This window comes from Flavobacterium sp. PS2 (genome assembly GCF_046250155.1).
In the GTDB taxonomy this organism is placed as follows: Bacteria; Bacteroidota; Bacteroidia; order Flavobacteriales; family Flavobacteriaceae; genus Flavobacterium.
In genome coordinates, this window is sequence record NZ_CP176426.1 from 5,401,511 (window position 1) to 5,421,951 (window position 20,441).

19 protein-coding genes are annotated in these 20,441 nt (G+C 31.3%); 1 reads left to right on the forward strand and 18 read right to left on the reverse strand.

Features of this window, described 5'->3' with window-relative positions:
* Positions 1 to 130: 130 nt before the first annotated feature.
* From hisD to ACJ6WR_RS23120, 4 genes are all read right to left on the reverse strand, one after another.
* Positions 131 to 1,423, reverse strand: coding sequence for a histidinol dehydrogenase (gene hisD / locus ACJ6WR_RS23105; protein WP_409416656.1), 1,293 nt, complete (start codon positions 1,421 to 1,423; stop codon positions 131 to 133).
* A 109-nt stretch (positions 1,424 to 1,532) separates the two neighbouring features.
* A complete protein-coding gene (hisG, locus tag ACJ6WR_RS23110; protein ID WP_409416657.1) occupies positions 1,533 to 2,390 on the reverse strand; it encodes an ATP phosphoribosyltransferase in 858 nt (285 codons plus the stop codon).
* Positions 2,391 to 2,727: 337 nt separating this feature from the next.
* The gene (locus ACJ6WR_RS23115; protein ID WP_409416658.1) at positions 2,728 to 4,122 is read right to left on the reverse strand and encodes a sensor histidine kinase; all 1,395 of its coding nucleotides are present in this window, start codon (positions 4,120 to 4,122) and stop codon (positions 2,728 to 2,730) included.
* Between the two features lie 3 nt (positions 4,123 to 4,125).
* Positions 4,126 to 4,788: a response regulator transcription factor gene (locus ACJ6WR_RS23120; RefSeq protein ID WP_039112013.1), complete on the reverse strand. Its 663-nt coding sequence runs from the start codon at positions 4,786 to 4,788 to the stop codon at positions 4,126 to 4,128.
* Positions 4,789 to 5,091: 303 nt separating this feature from the next.
* Between ACJ6WR_RS23120 and ACJ6WR_RS23125 the strand changes: the two genes are divergently transcribed.
* Positions 5,092 to 7,185: an LTA synthase family protein gene (locus ACJ6WR_RS23125; protein ID WP_409416659.1), complete on the forward strand. Its 2,094-nt coding sequence runs from the start codon at positions 5,092 to 5,094 to the stop codon at positions 7,183 to 7,185.
* 242 nt (positions 7,186 to 7,427) lie between these two features.
* On the opposite strand, the gene ACJ6WR_RS23130 is transcribed toward ACJ6WR_RS23125, so the two are convergent.
* The 14 genes from ACJ6WR_RS23130 to lpxA form a co-directional block, all read right to left on the reverse strand.
* Positions 7,428 to 8,426, reverse strand: a complete 999-nt coding sequence (locus ACJ6WR_RS23130; protein ID WP_323491436.1) for a zinc dependent phospholipase C family protein — start codon at positions 8,424 to 8,426, stop codon at positions 7,428 to 7,430.
* Between the two features lie 202 nt (positions 8,427 to 8,628).
* Positions 8,629 to 9,594 (reverse strand): YeiH family protein, encoded by a 966-nt coding sequence (locus ACJ6WR_RS23135; protein ID WP_409416660.1) that lies wholly within the window; start codon positions 9,592 to 9,594, stop codon positions 8,629 to 8,631.
* 75 nt (positions 9,595 to 9,669) lie between these two features.
* Complete coding sequence (locus tag ACJ6WR_RS23140) at positions 9,670 to 10,566, reverse strand: LysR family transcriptional regulator (RefSeq protein ID WP_409416661.1); 897 nt, start codon at positions 10,564 to 10,566, stop codon at positions 9,670 to 9,672.
* 8 nt (positions 10,567 to 10,574) lie between these two features.
* Entirely contained in the window at positions 10,575 to 11,315 is a 741-nt protein-coding gene (locus ACJ6WR_RS23145) for an SH3 domain-containing protein (RefSeq protein ID WP_323491433.1), read from the reverse strand.
* Positions 11,316 to 11,386: 71 nt separating this feature from the next.
* On the reverse strand, positions 11,387 to 12,133 hold the full coding sequence (locus ACJ6WR_RS23150) for a M15 family metallopeptidase (protein WP_409416662.1): 747 nt from the start codon (positions 12,131 to 12,133) through the stop codon (positions 11,387 to 11,389).
* Positions 12,134 to 12,967, reverse strand: coding sequence for a DUF4846 domain-containing protein (locus tag ACJ6WR_RS23155; protein WP_409416663.1), 834 nt, complete (start codon positions 12,965 to 12,967; stop codon positions 12,134 to 12,136). It abuts the gene before it with no gap.
* 65 nt (positions 12,968 to 13,032) lie between these two features.
* Positions 13,033 to 15,060, reverse strand: a complete 2,028-nt coding sequence (locus ACJ6WR_RS23160; RefSeq protein WP_409416664.1) for a hypothetical protein — start codon at positions 15,058 to 15,060, stop codon at positions 13,033 to 13,035.
* 66 nt (positions 15,061 to 15,126) lie between these two features.
* Positions 15,127 to 15,873: a 3-oxoacyl-[acyl-carrier-protein] reductase gene (gene fabG / locus ACJ6WR_RS23165; RefSeq protein ID WP_039119185.1), complete on the reverse strand. Its 747-nt coding sequence runs from the start codon at positions 15,871 to 15,873 to the stop codon at positions 15,127 to 15,129.
* A 123-nt stretch (positions 15,874 to 15,996) separates the two neighbouring features.
* A complete protein-coding gene (locus ACJ6WR_RS23170) occupies positions 15,997 to 16,425 on the reverse strand; it encodes a hypothetical protein (protein ID WP_039112003.1) in 429 nt (142 codons plus the stop codon).
* Between the two features lie 142 nt (positions 16,426 to 16,567).
* Positions 16,568 to 17,440 (reverse strand): succinate--CoA ligase subunit alpha, encoded by an 873-nt coding sequence (gene sucD / locus ACJ6WR_RS23175; RefSeq protein ID WP_035624087.1) that lies wholly within the window; start codon positions 17,438 to 17,440, stop codon positions 16,568 to 16,570.
* Between the two features lie 86 nt (positions 17,441 to 17,526).
* Positions 17,527 to 17,889 carry a nuclear transport factor 2 family protein gene (locus tag ACJ6WR_RS23180; protein WP_039112002.1) on the reverse strand — a complete coding sequence of 121 codons (363 nt, stop codon included), beginning with the start codon at positions 17,887 to 17,889 and terminating at the stop codon, positions 17,527 to 17,529.
* Between the two features lie 2 nt (positions 17,890 to 17,891).
* Positions 17,892 to 18,821 carry a UDP-3-O-(3-hydroxymyristoyl)glucosamine N-acyltransferase gene (locus ACJ6WR_RS23185; protein ID WP_039119187.1) on the reverse strand — a complete coding sequence of 310 codons (930 nt, stop codon included), beginning with the start codon at positions 18,819 to 18,821 and terminating at the stop codon, positions 17,892 to 17,894.
* A 142-nt stretch (positions 18,822 to 18,963) separates the two neighbouring features.
* On the reverse strand, positions 18,964 to 19,530 hold the full coding sequence (efp, locus tag ACJ6WR_RS23190) for an elongation factor P (RefSeq protein ID WP_039112000.1): 567 nt from the start codon (positions 19,528 to 19,530) through the stop codon (positions 18,964 to 18,966).
* A gap of 94 nt (positions 19,531 to 19,624) precedes the next feature.
* Positions 19,625 to 20,410: an acyl-ACP--UDP-N-acetylglucosamine O-acyltransferase gene (gene lpxA, locus ACJ6WR_RS23195; RefSeq protein ID WP_035624097.1), complete on the reverse strand. Its 786-nt coding sequence runs from the start codon at positions 20,408 to 20,410 to the stop codon at positions 19,625 to 19,627.
* Between the last annotated feature and the right edge of the window lie 31 nt (positions 20,411 to 20,441).

Consider the following 20,441-nt stretch of genomic DNA (forward strand, 5'->3'; position numbering starts at 1 on the left):
TTGATTTTCTTTATTCTATTATATAGTTTTTACTCTATATTTTTTCACCTATCATCTACTCTCTATTATATAGTTTTTACTCTATTTTATTTATCATATAGTCTTTACTCTATCATCTTGTCTCTTGCTTCTATTCTCTTGCCTCTATTTTCGCCAATCGCAAAGTCACTGCATTTTTATGTGCTTGTAACCCTTCGGCTTCAGCCATAACTTCAATCGCTTTTCCGATATTCTGGATTCCTTTTTCGGTTATTTTCTGAAAAGTCATCGATTTCATAAAACTATCCAGATTCACTCCGCTATAATTCTTGGCATATCCATTTGTTGGTAAAGTATGATTGGTTCCAGATGCATAATCTCCAGCACTTTCAGGCGTATAATTACCTATAAAAACTGATCCAGCATTATATATTCCATCTACATAAAAATCCTCATCATTAGTACAAATAATAAAGTGTTCTGGACCATATTCATTAATTAACTGAAGCGCAATAGTACTATTTTCTACAAAAATTAATTTTGAATTTGCAATTGCTTTTTCGGCTATTGCTTTTCTTGGTAAAACAGCAATTTGCGATTGAATTTCGCTTTCTACTGCATCAATCAGATTTTTTGAAGTCGAAACTAATATTACCTGACTATCTGTTCCGTGTTCAGCTTGCGATAACAAATCAGAAGCTACAAAGGCTGGGACGGCGCTATCATCGGCAACTACCAATAATTCTGATGGACCTGCTGGCATATCTATCGCTACTCCAAACTGTGTTGCCAGTTGTTTAGCAACAGTTACAAACTGATTTCCTGGACCAAATATTTTATACACTTTAGGAATTGTTTCTGTACCAAATGTCATTCCGGCAATAGCTTGGATTCCTCCTACTTTTATAATTTTAGTTACTCCGCATAAATTTGCAGCATATAATATAGCTGGATTTATTTTTCCGTTTTTATCCGGAGGTGAACACAAAACTATTTCATTACAGCCTGCAATTGCTGCTGGAACTGCAAGCATTAAAACAGTCGAGAACAAAGGCGCTGTTCCTCCCGGAATGTACAAACCAATTTTTTGAATTGGTCTTTTTTCTTGCCAGCAATTTACACCTTCGGTAGTTTCGATTGTGATTCTTTCGGTTTTTTGTGCCGAGTGAAACTTGTAAATATTGCTTTTAGCTAGCTGAATAGCTTCTTTAAGTTCACCAGATATCAAAGCAATTGCTTCGTTTATTTCTTCTTGCGAAACTTCATTGTTATCTAAGACAATTCCATCAAATATCGAAGTGTATTTAGAAACAGCTTCGTCTCCTTTTTTTTGTACTTCTTTAAAAATTTCTTTAACCGTAGTTTCGATATCATCGATGGTTTTGGTTGGTCTTTTTAATATTTCCGACCAAGTCTCGGGTGTTGGGTTATATATCTTGTTCATTTTTTTTTATGCTTTAAGCTTTAGGCTCTAAGCCATAAGCTTTATTAAGTTTGTGTTGTATTTTTTTGGGCTAAAAGCATATTGCCTAAAGCCTAATGCGAGCGAAGCTCTAAAGAACCATTTTTTCGATTGGACAAACCAAAATTCCTTCGGCACCAACATCTTTTAGTTTATCTATTACATCCCAAAAAGTGTCTTTATCGATTACGGAGTGTACACTACTCCACCCTTCCTGCGCTAATGGCAATACGGTAAGGCTTCGTAAAACAGGAAGTATTTTACCCACTTCTTCGATTTTATCATTCGGAATATTCATCAATATATATCTTGATTTTCTAGCTCTAAGAACTGATTCTATTCTGAATTTTAAAGTGTCGATTAGTTTTTGATTCTCAGGGTTTATCTTAGGAGAAACAGCTAGAACGGCCTCGCTTTTTAATATTATTTCAACTTCTTTCAGGTTGTTTTTAAACAAGGTACTTCCGCTTGAAACAATATCTACAATTGCATCTGCAAGACCTATGTTTGGAGCAATCTCTACTGATCCTGATATTTGGTGAATGTCTACCGATAATCCAAAAGAATTAAAATATTCATTAACAGTGTTAGGATATGAAGTTGCAATACGCAATCCGTTAAGGTCTTTTATAGAATTGTATTCGAAGGCTTTAGGAACTGCAACAGAAACTTTACATTTTGAGAATCCTAATTTTTGTGCAATCTGAATACCTTTTCCTTTCTCTACCAATAAATTATCTCCAACAATAGCAGCGTCTACAACTCCATCGATTAAATATTGTGGAATATCTGAATTTCTTAGAAATAAAACTTCTAACGGGAAATTAGTCGCTTCGGCTTTTAATTGGTCGTTTCCGTTATCTATCGAAATTCCGCAATCTTTTAAGATTTGAATGCTTTCTTCGTTTAAACGACCTGATTTTTGAATTGCAATTTTTAAAGTACTCATTTTAGTTTTTTGGTTTAAATTAATAGTCTGAGTACAAAGAATTGGGTATAAAAAAACCCGTTTGATGTACTCAAACGGGTTTTTAAAATATGATGATTTACACGCATACCATTAACACATCGCTTGAGGGCAATAATGAAAATGATGATGATGTAATTGAATTAATAACATAACTAGAATTGTTTTTTTTCTTTGTTTCGTTTGCAAATATACTAGATTAATTAATTAAAAAGCAATTTTTAATTTAACTTAAAATGACTTTATTGTTAAATTACCTAATTCTATCCCGTTTATACAGGGAAATATTGCTATTTATTTAATGAAATTTGAGTTTGATTTAATCGATTTCATTTTTATAAAAACCAAGTTTTAATGTCGTTCCTTCGTTTAATTTACTGGACACAGAAATTGTAATATCTAATAGTAAACTTAATTTTTTTACAATAGACAAACCTAGTCCCATTCCGTTAATATCGGGATGTAGCTCTGAATGTGAACGGAAAAATTGGTCAAATACTTTTTGTAAATCATCCGATGTAATTCCTATTCCGGAATCGATTATTTGGCATTCAACACCATCAGAAGTTTCAGCAACTATAATACTGACTTTACCATTTTCATGAGAATATTTGATTGCATTTGAAATTAAATTATTCATAATTATCGAAAGCAAATAGCGATCGGTATCCAGACAATAATCTTTTTTAAATTCTGTAACAATATGAATATTTTTAGATTGTATATTACTTGAATACTGCGAAATTGTATCTAAAATTAAAGCATTTAAATATACTTTTTCGATATGTAAACTTTGCTTTTGATTTTCGAATCGTGCCAATAATAACAATTGATCTACTAGAATATTTAACCGATCAACTTCGGTAATACAAAAATTTATTTTCTCTTCATATTCATTGTTATTACGAGGTTTACGTATTAAAACCTCAAGTGTTCCTTTAATAATAGTTAATGGTGTTCTTAATTCATGAGACGCATAAGATGTAAACTGTTTCTCTCTCTCTACAGCATTTTCAAGTCTGTCTAGTAAGCTATTTATTGTTTTTGATAATACATGCAATTCATCTCGATTTGCTGGTAGCGGAATCCTGGTTCTTAAATTGTCTTTGGTAATAATATTCGAGGTTTCAATAATAGTATTAATTGGTTTTATACTTCTTCCTGCAAAAAATCTTGCTATAAAAAACAATAATATCAAAATAAGCGGAAACGCTACAACCAGTATATAAAATAAGTTGTCGAGTACCAATGTAGAGTCTGTTAAAGACATGGCAATCATTAAATATCCTATTTTCTTTTGATTTATATAAATGGGAACCTGAATTTGTCTGATAATATTATCAAGTAACTTGGTATTAAACAATTCGAAATTTTCTTTTTGGCTATGAAACGTTAGTGTTTCGAGTTTTAAATTGGGAGATTTCTCTATAATTTTTCCATTTACATCTAAGAACTGAACAAAAACCGGATTTACATCGACAGTATTATGTTCGCGTTCATTCCATTCTTCTACATCTATTAAAGTTAGCGTGCCGTTTTTGACTTTAATTTCATCTAAATGATTTTTAATTTCAACGATGATATCATTATCTATATGGCTGTAAACACTTTGTTTTACAATAGAATAAATAGTAAAAAAGACCACAAAAATTAATAATGCGGTAATAATTATATAATTAAAAGCGATTCTGTTTTTAAACGAAAATTGTAGCATTTTTTAGTCGTTTGCGATGTAACCAATACCTCGAATTGTTTTTATGTAATCTTCCTCGATTTTTAAATTCAGCTTTTTTCTAATAGCATTCATAAAAACATCAATAACGCTAGTGTCGTATTCAAAATTTATTTGCCATACATCTTGCAAAATCTGATTTCGTGTACACACTTTACCTTTATTCTTAACCAAATACGTTAGCAATTCAAACTCACGTTGAGTAAGCGAAACTGCTGTGTTATTTGTCATAACGGTGTGTTGCGCTAAATTAATTTGGATTGCTCCAAGTGTGAGTATTTCGGGGGTTTTCTGGTTTCTGAAATGAATTTTAATTCGTTCGACCAACTCTTCAAAACTAAATGGCTTTTTTATATAATCATTTGCCCCAGCTTTTAATCCTTCAACGGTTTCAAGAATAGTATCTTTTGCCGTTAAAAAAATGATTGGTGTTGTAGTATCTTTTATTCTAATGGCTTTACATAAATCTATTCCAGTGATTTTAGGAAGCATCCAATCGAGTAAAATTAAATCAAATTTTTGTTTCTGAATTAATTCGAAACCAGCCAATCCATCTGATGCTGTAGTAATTTGGTATCCTTCTTCTTCTAAACCCTGCTGGAGAAATTGTACAATACCAGCTTCATCTTCGACTATTAAAATATGCATTTTTTAATTTGTTATATATTCTAAAATTGATACGATTCTCTAAATAATATTTATCTAAATAATTCTATTTACTAGTTTCAAAGATAAATGTTTTTGAACTTAAAAAACTAAGCGTTATTACTACCTAATTATTTTCATATCTCTTTGTAAGAATTAGATTCTAAATAAAAAGCTGTATATTTCCTTAAATTAATGATAAAAAGACTTGTCTTAAGGCAATCTTAAGGTAATGCTAAGTTATACAAAAGGTTTGGCTAATAGCCGACTAATAGAAAGAATTAAATTTGCAATAAAATTTTTTAGATGACATTATACAAGAAATTAGCCCCATTTTATTATCTGTCTTTCTTTTACTTATTGATAAGTTTTGTATTGAGATTAGTTTTGTTTTTTCATCCAATAACCGAAACTTCATTTAGTTTTATTGATACCATCAAAATATTTGGATTGGGATTACTGTCTGATGTTTTTGTGTTTGTTGTAGCAAGTGTTTTTTTATGGTTGTATCTTATTTTTATCTCCAACTCTAAGTATTTAAAACCATCAGGTTACATTATTTTTGGAATACTTATAGCTCTTTTTCTTTATATAGCAAGCGGAAAAAGTATCCTTAACGAGTATGGTGGAGCCTTACCACAAATAGTACTTATTTTTGTTGGTATAAAAACATTTTTATTTGGATTATTACTTTTTCTTCCTAACTATCGTGATAAAATTAGATTTTGGTTATTTGCCTTTGTCATCTTTTTGTACGTGCTTTTAATCTTGCAAAACGGAATAAGTGAATATTTTTTCTGGAATGAATTTGGTGTAAAGTATAACTTTATTGCAGTAAATTATTTGGTTTACACTAATGAGGTTATTGGTAACATAATGCAATCCTATCCTGTAATTCCTTTGTTTTCTGCTCTTTTTTTAATTGCAGGAACAGTTACTTATTTTATTGTAAAGAAAACAAGAATTTATATTGATGCTATACCTTCATTTCTTGAAAAGATAAAAATATCAGCTTTATACGTTACGCTTTTTGTTTTTTCATTATTTGCAATTCCACGTCTAGCGCTTAGTGAAAATTCTGAAAATGTATTTTCCAATGAACTTCAATCAAACGGATTGTACAAATTCTATTTAGCCTACAAAAACAGTAGTTTAGATTATTTTAAATTTTATAAAACCATTCCTAATGCCGAAGCTTATAAAATTCTGAAACAACAGTTACCTACTATATCTGGCGAAAGTACTTTACGAAAGATACAAAGTGATTCTGCAGAAAATCGTAAAAATGTAGTCTTGATAACTATCGAAAGTTATAGTGCCGAGTTTATGAAACGTTATGGTAACGAAGAGAATATGACTCCATTCTTAGATAGTCTGGCTAATAAAAGCTTAGAGTTTACTAATTTATATGCAGTTGGTAATAGAACCGTTCGCGGTCTGGAAGCAGTTACATTATGTATTCCTCCTACTGCCGGAGAAAGCGTTGTAAAAAGAGAAGACAATAAGAATAAGTTCTCGACAGGATTTGTTTTTAGAGAGAAAGGATATACTACTAAATATCTTTATGGTGGAGATGCTTATTTTGATAATATGCAGGATTTTTATTCAGGAAATGGATATGATATTGTAGATAAATCTAGTTTTACACCCGAAGAAATTACATTCTCAAATGTTTGGGGTGTTTGTGATGAAGATATGTCCAATAAAGCGATAAAGGTTATGAATGCTGAAGCAAAAACAAATAAGCCTTTCTTTAATCATATCATGACAGTAAGTAATCACCGTCCGTTTACATATCCTAATGGAAAAATTGATATTCCTGGGGATATTAAATCCCGTGATGGAGGCGTAAAATATACTGATTATGCCCTAAAAAAATTCTTTGAGATGGCTAGTAAACAGCCTTGGTTTAAGAATACTGTTTTTGTAATTGTAGCCGATCATTGCGCGTCTAGCGCTGGAAAAACAGAACTTCCACTAGATAAATATAGAATTCCGGCTTTTATTTATAGCCCTGGTTTTGTTCCTGCTCAAAAGTATAATAAGCTGATGTCGCAAATAGATATTATGCCAACTGTATTTGGATTACTAAATTTTAGCTACGAAAGTAAGTTTTATGGCGAAGATGTTTTAAAATCAGACTATAAGCCTAGAGCCTTTATTGCTACATATCAGGACATGGGATTGATAAAAGATAATGTATTAACGATACTTTCGCCAAAACAAAAAGTAAAACAATTTCAGCTAAACTTAATTCCGAAGAAAGGTGTTGCACCAGAATATCAGATATTCTACGATGAAATTCCTTTAGCAAAAGAAAGAACTGATTTGGTCAACGAGACAATTTCGTATTATCAAACTGCTTCGGATATGTTGAAGCATAAGAAATATGAGTTTTAAAAAAAAGTTGCAAAGGTTCAAAGGTTTAGGAAAGGTGCAAAGGAACAAAGGTTTGAAAAGGAACTAAGGTTCTGAGCTACTGAGATTATAAGAAAGACAAAAGGCTCAAATTCTATAGAATTTGAGCCTTTTTTATTGTTTTCAACTTAGCGAACTTTGCGGTTAAATTTTCAGGAGCCATTTCGTTGCAACCTTAAACCTTTGCATCTTAGTACCTCAGAACCTTTGAACCTTAAAAGTAACTAGTCATTTTGATTTTTCATTCCGAATAAATCTCCTTGTTGAAACAATTTTAAATCATCTCTTAAAGCTTGATAATTTCTTTGTGTAACTGCTGGTGCATCTAAACCACTTAAATCAGGTTTTCCTGCATTTACCCACGCAGTGTACCAAAAACTTGCAGTTGCAGTAATAGCTTTTCTCATCTGACTTTCAACCATTCCGTTTAACTCTTTATGTAATTTCTTAGCATAATCATCAGAGAAAACAGCCGAATTGTATTTGCTTTTCACTACTTTTCCATCAGCATCAATTTTAAAAACCTGATTTTCTGGAGTTGCAGTTCTTAGTTTTTTATCAACGTCTAATAACGGCTGAACTAAACTATGTGTATCATTAATCATATCCCAAGTTGCTTTATGAACATCTTCATAATACACTGCCTGTGGAACATTTAACTTGTAATTTTTAGCAAATAATTCAGGTAATCTGCTTTCCCAAAGTGAGTGAATTCCTTTTTGGTCAGTTAATTGTCCGTCATGATTTGCAGAAGTATGTAATGGCATGTGTGCATCACCAATATAATGACCTAAATCGGCAGCAAGAAATAAGATTTCAGCACGATTTTTATCTTTAAAAGCTTTGGTTAATTTAACCATCATTTCTTCGATATACCAAGGTAAAATCCCGTTTACGTTCAGGAATTTATCATCATATTTTTTCTTTGCTTCTTCTAAAGTTTTTGGTAAGCTATCTGCAGAACCAAAATTTTCCATATCAAAATAATGTCTTGGATTTTCATCTTTATAATTCAAGGCATATTTACGAATATCTGGTACAGAAGCTTCTTGTGTAATAAAATCGATGTGATTGTAAAAGAAAACCTGAAGTTGATTTGGCAAAGCCATAACAGCGGCTTTATTAATACGCTCGTGACCAACAATACCCCAGGATAATGTCAAAAAACCAATTGCTAATGCAAATAATGCAATTAGTCTTGGTTTCATTTTAAAGTTTTTCATTTTTATATTTATTAGGGGTGCAAAAGTATTTTATTTAAGCAGAATTCAAAAGGATATTGCTAAAGATTATGTTAATTTAAAAAAATAACCTCTTTGATAGTATCAAAAAGGTCAAAATGATGTTGAAGTTTAATAATTTACCCTAACAGATTTTTAAAACTACTAGGTTAGTATTATGAATCAAAACTCTTGATTGCCATTATTAAGAAAAATGTATAATTGCTATTAGTGCAACTGAAGCAATAAATACCCAAAGTAAAACTCCTTGCAACAAAGGCTTTACTCCTACTGTTTTTAGTACGCTTAGGTTCAATCCTGCCCCAATTAAGAATAAAGTAACCGTTAGTCCTATTTTAGCAAGAACAACCATTGAAGGGGCTATAATAGCCGTTTGTGGTACATAAGTATTTAGTAACATCGCCAGGATAAACAACCCGATAAAGTATGGGATTTTAATTCTTGTTTGTTTATTTTTAAAAAGCACCGTTGTAATAAGCGCAATCGGGATAATCCATAAAGCACGCGCTAGTTTTACTGTTGTTGCAATTTGTAAAGCTTCTGCACCAAATCTATTGGCTGCTCCTACTACCGAGCTTGTATCGTGAATTGCAATAGCACACCATAAGCCAAATTCTCTCTGTGATAGGTTTAATTCATGTCCTATATATGGAAATAAGAACAAAGCAATAGAGTTTAGTATAAAAATAACTCCTAAGGCTACCGATGTTTGTTTCTCATCAGATTTTATTACCGGAGCAATTGCTGCAATAGCACTCCCACCACAAATAGCAGTTCCACAAGAGATTAAATGAGATGTTTTCTTATCGATTCCAAACCATTTTCCTAAAAAAGTCCCTAGAATAATTGTACTAAAAATTGATGCAATAGTGAGAACCAATCCTTCTTTTCCGGCTGATAATGCACTAGTTGCATTCATCCCGAATCCTAATCCCACAACAGAGAATTGTAGCAAAATAGTAATTGCTTTATGACTGTAATCTAAAAAAGGGTTCCCAGATAAATTGGCTACCAATAAACCTAATAATAAGGCGATTGGTGGAGATATAATTGAAGTTAGACAAAGTAAAATTAGAAAAACAAAAATGATTTGTTTTGAAATTGTACTAATTTCAAATAAATGACTCGCTGTATGTTGTTTTGTTTTCAAGGTAAATGTATTTAATAATTACAGTACAAAGGTCTGCACTTATTACAACATTTACCAATCGTAAAATGCAATCGTCTATAACTTCAAGTTATAGTAACTAGACATGTTTTTTATAAATAACTCTGTAAGAGCATCTGATTTTCCGTGAAGTGTTATAATGTAAAAGAATCTTTCAATGGTTAGTTTTTCTATATCCAAAACTACTAATTCATTGTTTTTTAATTCTTTATCTACGGCATGTATTGACATAAAGGCAACACATTCAGAATTTAAAAGATAGGATTTAATACTTTCAGTACTTCCTAATTGCATTTCGACTTGTAATTCTAATAACTTGATATTGAATTGTTTTAATGCATATTCAATAACTTCAAGTGTTCCAGAACCTCTTTCTCGCGTTATAAAACGTAGATTTTGTAAATCAGCTAATAGAATTTCTTTTTTATTAACCAAGGGATTTTTACTGCTACAAACCAAAACCAATTCATCTTTTAGAAACTCAGTATATTTAATAGATTGGTTCCTAGATTGCCCTTCCACAATTCCGATTTCTATCTCTTTATTGATTAAAGCGCTCTCAATTTGCTCTGTATTTCCGTTTAATAAATTGACTTTTATGTCTTGCAATTTCTGATGAAAGCGCGCCAATAAAGGCGGAATAATGTATTGTGAAATGGTTGTACTTGCTCCCAATCGCAATAATCCTTGACGTTCGTTGATAAACGTACTCATATCAAAATCGATTTCCCGATAAATTTCGAAGATGTCTTTGGCATGTTTTAAAAGAATTTCTCCAGCTTTAGTCAAAGTTATCTTGGAACCATTTCGCTCAAAAAGCTTGGTTTTGTAAGTTTCTTCCAATTCCTGAATATGTTTAGAAACAGCGGGTTGCGTAATATACAATTCAGCAGCAGCTTTAGTAAAACTCAACCTATTTGCAACAGCAGAAAATACTTTTAGCCTAAAATCCATATTTTTATTTAAGGTATTATTTGCATTATAGTCATCGAATAAATTTTATTATTCTTTAAACACCAAACAACTTCATAAGAATCTGAACCGTCTGCTCCTGAAAGATTAATATAGATTTCGTTTTTATTTCCGATATATAATTTTGTAAATTCTAAATTTAGTTCATACAAGCCAGAAATTGCCTCTTTAGGAAAACTATAACTACTATTATTTGTTACAACTTTTATTGCTTTTAATTCGTTTCTTGGAATTTGACCTAGAAATCCCCAATAAAATGCATCTTTATCGATAATAAGTCCTCCATCATTATCTTTAATAATCTGATGTTTTTCTTTTTCAAATGGTTTTGACTCAATGTAAATTTGTAAAGTATCATTCTTTACACTAATTTTTTTAGAACTCTCATTTTTAAAAGATATCTCTTTTAAATTTTCTAGATAAAAAACTCTACTTTTATGAATGTATCCATCCTCTTTTATGTCTCTGAATTTGGTAAAATCTTTAATCTTTGAATCAGGATTTATCGGATACCAAATTTTTAACCATTCGGGATTATTCCTTTCATCATCAAATGTGTTAATACAAAAAACTTGTCCTTCAATAATTTTTCCTGTTATTTTTGATTTAAGACCAGGTTTCTCTCTAACATTTACATAACCATCTTTATCATATACAATTGCAAGTTGTGCTTTTGTAATTGAACTTATAAAAAAGAGGTTTAAAATTAATAGTAATTTTATAATTTTCATATTATGTCTGCTAAATCTTCTTTTTGGAATTTATTTGACTACATTCATTTGTAATAAAATAATTGAAAAAATTATAAAAAAAGTTCAGGTCGATACTCAAAATGCATTGTGTCATAATGTTTCCAATTACCTCCCCAAATAAAGCCGTATTTTTCAAAAATCGAAACTAGCTTCAGAGGAATTTGATTTCTATACGAAAGACTAGCTTCTTCATTTTTACATTTACAATCCCATTGCCAATAATTGGAATTTTTGACATTAATATCTATAGTCATTCCATAACTATGCATACTCAATCGGTTAGTTCCTGAAATTTTTCTCCAATTAAATGTACCACCAATAACATTAATATATTTTTTAAATTCTGGATTATTATCTAATTCTGCCGAGAGTTTTTTTACTATTTTATCAATTCCATTTACAGTTGTTACTTTTATTTTTTGATTGACTAATTTTGGACACCAAATAACTTCAGTCATTTTTGATTCAACTTCTGATTTTGAATTTCCATAAATTTTCTTAAAAAATGCTTCATTTCGAATTCTTCCTGCATCTTCCTTTGGAATTAAATTCTTATTTGCTTTATTATAAACAAACTTAAATTGATCCTCAATATCTGGATTTTCCAACAATTCTTGATTCGTTTTATTTTTAAAATCATCATAAATCAAATATGATTTATCACTAAAAATAACTTTATTATCTTTATAACCAACTACTTGATTTGGGTATGCTTTAATTAATTTTTGAACATTCAATGGGATTTCTTGAGAAAAAACATTTTGGAATATAAGGACTAAAAAAAGGAATCGTTTCATTTAAAAACGTTTTAATTGTGAGGAACTAAAAGTCCATTCAGGTGTTTTCAGAGAGGTTCCAAAATCGACAGCATACCAAGGACTCAATGAACTATTATTTGGATTTTTCAATATTTGAATTTCCTGTGCAGGCATATAGCTTTGTGCTAAAAGCATAATTTTTTGATTGTTTTTAGGATTCACAGCCACATCAACTACAATGACAGCGTGACCTGGAAAGCCACCTTTTATAAAAACATCTCCAATTTTTATGTCTGAAGCATTAATTGATTTCAGTTCTTTTTCTAACGAAGCAGTTCCTGCATACATAAAAACCGTCTCTAAGTATTTCCAATAGGTTTGATAACTGTCAGATGGTTTTGCAGTTTTAACCCAACTGGTTTTATTGCCTTTAATTGCAATTCTGTAACCTGCGGCCCATTTACTAAAATCAACTCGAAAACCATTTGTGAAATTAAAATGTATTTTATCGTACTGCTTTTGGCTATAAAAATAATCCGCTCGCAAACGCATCACGGCATCGGCACATTGATGCAAATCCTGTTTTCCAATCGGCAAATCCACAACCGCTTCATAAACATTTCGATTTGATTTTACAGTTCCATCAAAATACAAAACGTTTGAACCTGTAGGTTTTAATGGAAGATTTTGCAAAAAAAATCCAAACGAAGTTTTAGATTCCTCTTCTCGCACAAATCCCTGAGGTAGTTGAAAACGCTGCTGAATTGTGTTTCCAAAAAGATTGCTTTTAACAGTATTATTTGTCTTTGAAAACGAAAAAAAACAAAAAATTACCATCAAAATTGCTACAATAAACAAGAATTTAACTTTCATAATTTACACTTTTAATTCATAACCACAAGATTACAAAAAGCTAGAAGGAATTCGATTAGATTTCATCACAACAATCCGTTATATTTCCTGATAAACCACTCAGAAGCCAAGGCCGCAGCAATTAAAACCAACAACCAAACCCAGTCAATTAAAGGAGTTTTGGTACTCACATTTTTTTGAATTGCTTTGTATTCAGGATTTTCTAAAAGAGTTTTTATTAATGCATCCGATTGATCTTGAAAAAAAGCTTTCCCATTGGTTTGCAATGCCAATTGCTGCAATTTCAGTACATCTGGATTTACAAATTGTTTTTCGATATCAAAATCTAATATTTCGAAACGACTTGAATATGTGGTCTTTGAATTTAATTCTTTAACAGAGAAAGAATATTTTCCAGCAGGAAGTCCATCTAAATTTACCGAATAAGAATTATTTCCTTTTAATAAATCGTAATTTTTAGTTTGCTTGGTTTCTGTATTGGTTACAGAAATGGTAAGATTGGCTTTCTCATCAAACTCATAATTTTTATTAAAATACTGAGCATTGATTTCTAGCGCATCACCCGAGTTATAAAAGCTTTCGTGATTTACAACTAATGATTTTTTAGTATTATTAGATGCCAAATATTGTATGATTTTATCAATAAAAATATCATATTTGGCAAACGACTGATTATCAATATGACTTTGCATGCGCCATTTCCAGGTATTTTCTCCTAATAAATAAGCATTTCTTTTTCCTTGATTTTCGGTAAAAGCCAATAATGGAGCATTCGTTGCTACATTTCTGATTTTTGACGAAAGTAATACCGAAACATTTCCATTAGTAGTAATTGTTCCGAATGAATTTTGCAAAGGCGGAAAATTCTCAAATCCAATTTCTTCGACTGCAAACAGATTAAATTGCGAATTAAATTCAGCCAAATAATCTTCTTTCTGACTGCTCATTCTAAATGAGAAAGCTGTTTGTTGCTGATTCAGAAAATTAAAATCGGTATTGTTTCCTGTTATAATAAAGGTATTAATTCCTGCTGCTTTATTGGTATCAAAAACAGATTTAAATACAGCTGTTGGCTGATACAAAATTAAAATATTATAATCTTGTAAAGATTTGATTTCATTTGGTTTAACCAAAACCACTTTACGTTGTGCATTAGACTCTATCGAACGTTTTAAAGCTGCAATATCTGGATGGTTTATTGCTGAAACAATAGCTACAGTTGTTTTTTGATCTATAATTTCTACAGCAAAATTCTTAATATTGTTATAGGTATTTTTCTCTTTTTCGCTTGACGAAATGGTTGCTTTAAAAATTTGTACGCCTACTTTATCTGCCGGCAATAATATATTTAAAGTAGCAGTTTTTTTAGACGGTGAAAAAGAAACTCTCTCTTTGGCTAAAACTGTACCTCCCTGAGAAATCGATAAATCGGAATTTATATTTTTTGTTCCCGAATATTGCAAGAATACCTCGACAGGAAATTTATTTTTATAAAATGCGTATTTGTTTACGTTGAGCTGATTAATCTTTAAATCCAAAAAAGTTGTTGTATCTCCTACAATTACAGGATATACTTTATTGTTTCGATCAAATCGATATACATAATCATTTCCTGTAGTCTGGTTTCCGTCGGTAATAACTACAGTTGGAAAAACCACATTCTTATTGATGCTTTTTAAATTCTTAGCAATTTCGTCTAGATTAGTCTGAGTTCCTTTAAAATCAAATTCTTCTGATTGTTTAAAGTCAGCATCAAATTGATACGATTGAATTTCGTACTTATCTTGTAAATCTTTATTCGACGTTAATTTTTTATACAATTCAAGAACTTTTTCTTTAGAGTTTAAAGCTGTTATCGAACTTGAATTATCCACTACAATTGGTAATGGAGTTTTAATGATTTCTAACGAGTTCTTTGTAATTATCGGATTTATCAATAAAACCAATATTCCAAAAATGGATAGAAAACGTAAAAAAGCCAAAAACAAATTCAGTTTTGATTTGCTTTTGGCTTTATAATAATATTGAAAAAACGACAAACCTCCTGCGATTACTAATGAAAGTACTAATAATAGAATCGTGTTTGTAGTCATAATTTTTAGTTTTCAGTAACAGTTTCAGTCATCAGTGCAAACTGAAAACATTAAACTGAGACTTTTTTAAGTAAGCATTCCTCCACAAACATTAAGAACTTGTCCTGTAACGTAAGCGCTCATATCTGAAGCTAAGAAAAGACAAGCGTTTGCAACATCTTCAGTAGTTCCTCCACGTTTCAACGGAATTCCTTCTCTCCAACCTTTCACTACATCTTCGCTTAATTTTGCAGTCATTTCTGTTTCGATAAATCCTGGTGCAATTGCATTACAACGAATATTACGAGAACCTAACTCTAATGCTACTGATTTTGTAAATCCGTTAACACCAGCTTTAGAAGCAGCATAGTTTGTTTGTCCAGCATTACCTTTTACACCAACAACACTACTCATGTTGATGATTGATCCAGAACGTTGTTTCAAAAATGTTTTTTGAATAGCTTTTGTCATATTAAAAACTGATTTCAAGTTAACATCAATAACTTGGTCAAAATCAGCCTCAGACATACGCATTAAAAGGTTGTCTTTAGTAATACCTGCATTATTTATTAAGATATCTACAGTTCCAAAATCAGCTAAAACAGCATCTACAAAAGTTTGAGCTTCAGTAAAATCTGCTGCATTCGATTGATATCCTTTTGCTTTAATACCTAGAGCGTTTAATTCTTTTTCTAAAGCCAAAGCCGATTCTACAGATGCACTGTATGTAAAAGCTACGTTTGCACCGTGTTTTGCAAAAACTTCAGCAATTCCTTTTCCTATTCCGCGGCTTGCGCCAGTAATGATGGCTACTTTTCCTTCTAGTAATTTCATATTAAGGTATTCGTTTTTTATTTTTGAAATACAAATATAGATTATTTAGGCGTTTTATAAAATTTGTAATACAAAAAAGCCTCACCTAAGTGAAGCTTTTTTGTATTTTTATTAGGAGTATGACTAGAAAGCTACATTCCATCTTGGCAATCTACCATTTTCATCTAAGAAATCTTGCAATATTTTCCCTTCAATGTATGTTGGGATTAATTTTACATCTGCATTAAAAGTCTCATACCAAGAAACTTCTAATCTTTCGATTCCTTCTAGTTTCATTTGAGCTGGCCAAGAATATTTTCTTCCAGTTTTTGCAAATTGATGACCGTTTACGATTTTATCGTGTAATCCACCATTTTTGCTTTTTAAAGTTCCGTCGTTTTGTACAGTTCCTGTAGAAGCTACCATGATTAATTCTTTGTCATCACCATTAACAGCGTAAACAACAAAAACACCACTTCCTGATTCAGAAGCATTACAAACTTCTTCTAAGCTATCGTCTTGTGTGTAAGTAAAATTTCCTTTTACTGTAAACTTTTCTAATTCTTTATACATATTTCTTTTTTTAAGCTTCTAAGAAAGGGAGTATCTAAGTTGCTACGTTTTTAAATTATATTCCATACATTTTAAAAATGTAAAAAAGTCTCAACAGATATTGAGACTTTTTTTTGGAATTTATTATTTTGAATATTAGAGATTATCCTAATACTTCTTTTACTTTTTTACCAATTTCAGCTGGAGAATCAACTACGTGAATTCCGTTGTCTCTCATGATTTGTTTTTTAGCTTCAGCTGTATCATCAGTACCACCAACGATAGCACCTGCGTGACCCATTGTACGTCCTGCTGGAGCAGTAACTCCTGCGATGAAACCTACAACTGGTTTACGGTTACCATCAGCTTTAATCCATTTAGCAGCATCAGCTTCTAATTGTCCACCAATTTCACCAATCATTACGATACATTCAGTTTCTGGATCGTTCATTAACAACTCAACAGCTTCTTTAGTAGTAGTTCCGATAATTGGATCTCCACCAATACCAATTGCTGTAGTAATTCCTAATCCTTGTTTTACAACTTGGTCAGCAGCTTCATAAGTTAAAGTTCCTGATTTAGAAACAATACCTACAGTACCTTTTTTGAAAACGAAACCTGGCATAATTCCAACTTTAGCTTCACCTGGAGTAATGATACCAGGACAGTTAGGTCCAATTAATCTAGCGTTTCTTTCTTTTACATAGCTATTAGCTTTAATCATATCTGCTACAGGAATTCCTTCTGTAATAGCGATGATAACTTTAATTCCAGCGTCAGCTGCTTCCATGATAGCATCAGCAGCAAATGCAGGTGGTACAAAAATGATAGTTGTATCTGCTCCAGCTTGCTCTACAGCATCTTGTACTGTATTAAAAACCGGACGATCTAAATGTGTAGTTCCTCCTTTTCCTGGAGTTACACCACCAACAACATTAGTACCGTACTCAATCATTTGAGAAGCATGGAAAGTTCCTTCGCTTCCTGTAAATCCTTGAACAATTATTTTGGAATCTTTATTAACTAAAACACTCATGATATATATTTTATGTAGTTTTTAAAATTGTGATGCAAAAGTAAGGTTTTGTAAATTATTTTAAACCTTTTTATTATCAAAATATCTTATAATAATTGACTCATTTGATAACCTCTGTATAATTTATTGTCTTTTATTTGCCAAATAGCCATAAAATGGGCTAAAAGCATTTCTTCTCTAGGATTTTCTATTGTTTTTACATAATGAGAATATCGTACAGAAACTAAATCATCTTCTTCTATAATATGACTAATTCTTACTTTAGAACGTACGTAAGCTCTGCCTAATTCGTTAGATAAATCTAATACACCATTGTAGTTCAACTGGATAGGTCCTTTTGTACTATGCCAATCAACTATTACCTCAGGATGCAGATATAATTTGAAAGTTTCACTATCAATCAATGCATCCGATTTATAAAATTTCTGAACAAATTCTTTAGCAGTCATAGTTATTTTAATTTATTAAGAATTTCTGGAATTTTCTTGATATTAGCTAATTGTTTTAACTTTTCTCTAGATTCTTCGATTGGTGTACCAAAATAAGACTTCCCTCCTTCTACAGATTTAGTAACTCCTGTTTGTCCCATTATTACAGCTTTCTCTCCTATCGTAATACCACTTGTTGTACCAACTTGTCCCCAAATTGTTACTTCGTCTTCGATAATTACACAACCAGCAATACCAGTTTGTGAAGCAATTAAGCATTTTTTACCAATAACGGTATCGTGCCCAACATGAACCTGATTATCTAGTTTAGTACCCTCTCCGATAGTTGTATCGCCAGTAACTCCTTTATCAATAGTACATAATGCACCAATGCCAACATTGTCTTTTATTACTACTCTTCCCCCAGAAATTAACTGGTCGAAACCATCTGGGCGTTTTTTATAATAAAAAGCATCTGCACCTAATATTGTTCCTGCATGAATCATAACATTGTCACCAATTACGGTATGATCGTAAATAGTAACATTAGGATGTATCAGACAGTTTTTACCAATTGTAACATTGTTTCCAATAAAACAATTAGGCTGAATAACGGTTCCTTCTCCAATAGTTGCAGAAAGAGCTATAGATACATTTGTTGCCTGAAAAGGTCTAAAATGTTTAGTTAGGGTATTAAAATCTCTGAAAGGATCATCAGAAATTAGTAGTGCTTTACCTTCGGGACAATCAACAACTTTATTGATTAACACAATTGTTGCTGCCGAATTTAAGGCTTTGTCGTAATATTTTGGATGGTCTACAAAAACAATGTCTCCAGGCTCGACAACATGAATTTCATTCATACCTAGGACTTGGAAGTTTTTATCACCAACAAATTCGCAATTAAGCAAATTTGCAATTTCTTGTAAAGAGTGAACTTTTTGAAATTTCATAATTTATAATTAGAAAATTTGTCAATTAGAGAATGTGTCAATTAGAAAATGTGTCAATTAGAAAAAACAAAAGCTTTTAGTTAATTTCTGCTAATGTATCAATTTTCTAATTGACTCATTGACAAATTATCTTATTGAAAAACTACTCTTTTACACGCTCCATGTAAGAACCAGAAGCAGTATCAATTTTAATTTTATCACCTTCATTAATAAACAAAGGCACATTTACTGTAGCTCCAGTTTCAACAGTTGCAGATTTAGTAGCATTTGTTGCTGTATTTCCTTTTACTCCTGGCTCAGCATAAGTAACTTCTAAGATTACAGAAGATGGCATATCTACAGATAAAGGTAAATCAGTTTCAGTATTTACCTGAACCATTACACTTGTTCCTTCTTTTAATAATCCTGGAGCATCCAGGATGTTTTTATTCAAAGAAATTTGCTCAAAAGATTCAGTATTCATAAAATGAAATTCATCTCCTTCAGCATATAAAAACTGGTAATTATGTGTCTCTACACGTACATCTTCAATTTTGTGTCCTGCAGAAAATGTATTATCTAATACTCTTCCTGTAGTTAAACTTCTTAATTTCGTTCTTACGAAAGCTGGACCTTTTCCTGGTTTTACGTGAAGAAATTCTACGATTTTATAAATATCGTGATTGAATTTGATACATAATCCGTTTCTAATATCTGATGTTGATGCCATTTTGTTCTTGTTTTATTTAATATTTTGTTTAATCGTTAAATCGTTTATCTGTTTTCGATGTAACGAATAAACAAATAAACGATTAAACTTTTATTTAATAATTTCCTGAGTATCCTTTCATAATACCACGTGATGAGTTTCTGATAAAATCTAAAATTTCATCTCTTTCTGGAGTTGCCTCCATTTCACCTTCGATTATGCTAAGTGCTTGGGTTGTATTGTAATTTTTTTGGTATAAAATTCTATAAATTTCTTGAATTTCTCTAATTTTATCTGTGCTAAATCCTCTTCTTCTTAAACCTACAGAATTGATTCCTACATATGATAAAGGCTCTTTTGCCGCTTTTGTATAAGGAGGAACATCTTTTCTTACCAAAGAGCCTCCAGATATCATTGCGTGATCCCCAATATGAATAAATTGGTGAATTGCAGCTAAACCACCAATTACGGCATGGTTTCCTACAACTACGTGTCCTGCCAAAGCAACACCATTTACAATAATTGCATTGTTCCCAATCTCGCAATCGTGAGCAATATGCGCATAAGCCATAATTAAGCAATTGTTACCAAGGATTGTTTGCCCTGATGCAACAGTACCACGATTAATCGTAACACACTCTCTAATTGTACAATTATCCCCTATTATAGCCAAAGAATCTTCTCCTCCAAACTTTAAATCTTGCGGTACGGCAGAAATTACCGCTCCTGGAAAAATATTACAATTTTTCCCTATTCGCGCGCCTTCCATTATGGTTACATTTGAACCAATCCAAGTACCATCACCAATAACTACATTATTGTGAATTGTTGTAAAAGGCTCAATTACAACATTTTTAGCGATTTTGGCGCCAGGATGAACATAAGCTAAAGGTTGATTCATCTGTATTTTTTATATTTTAAATTAAAATTGT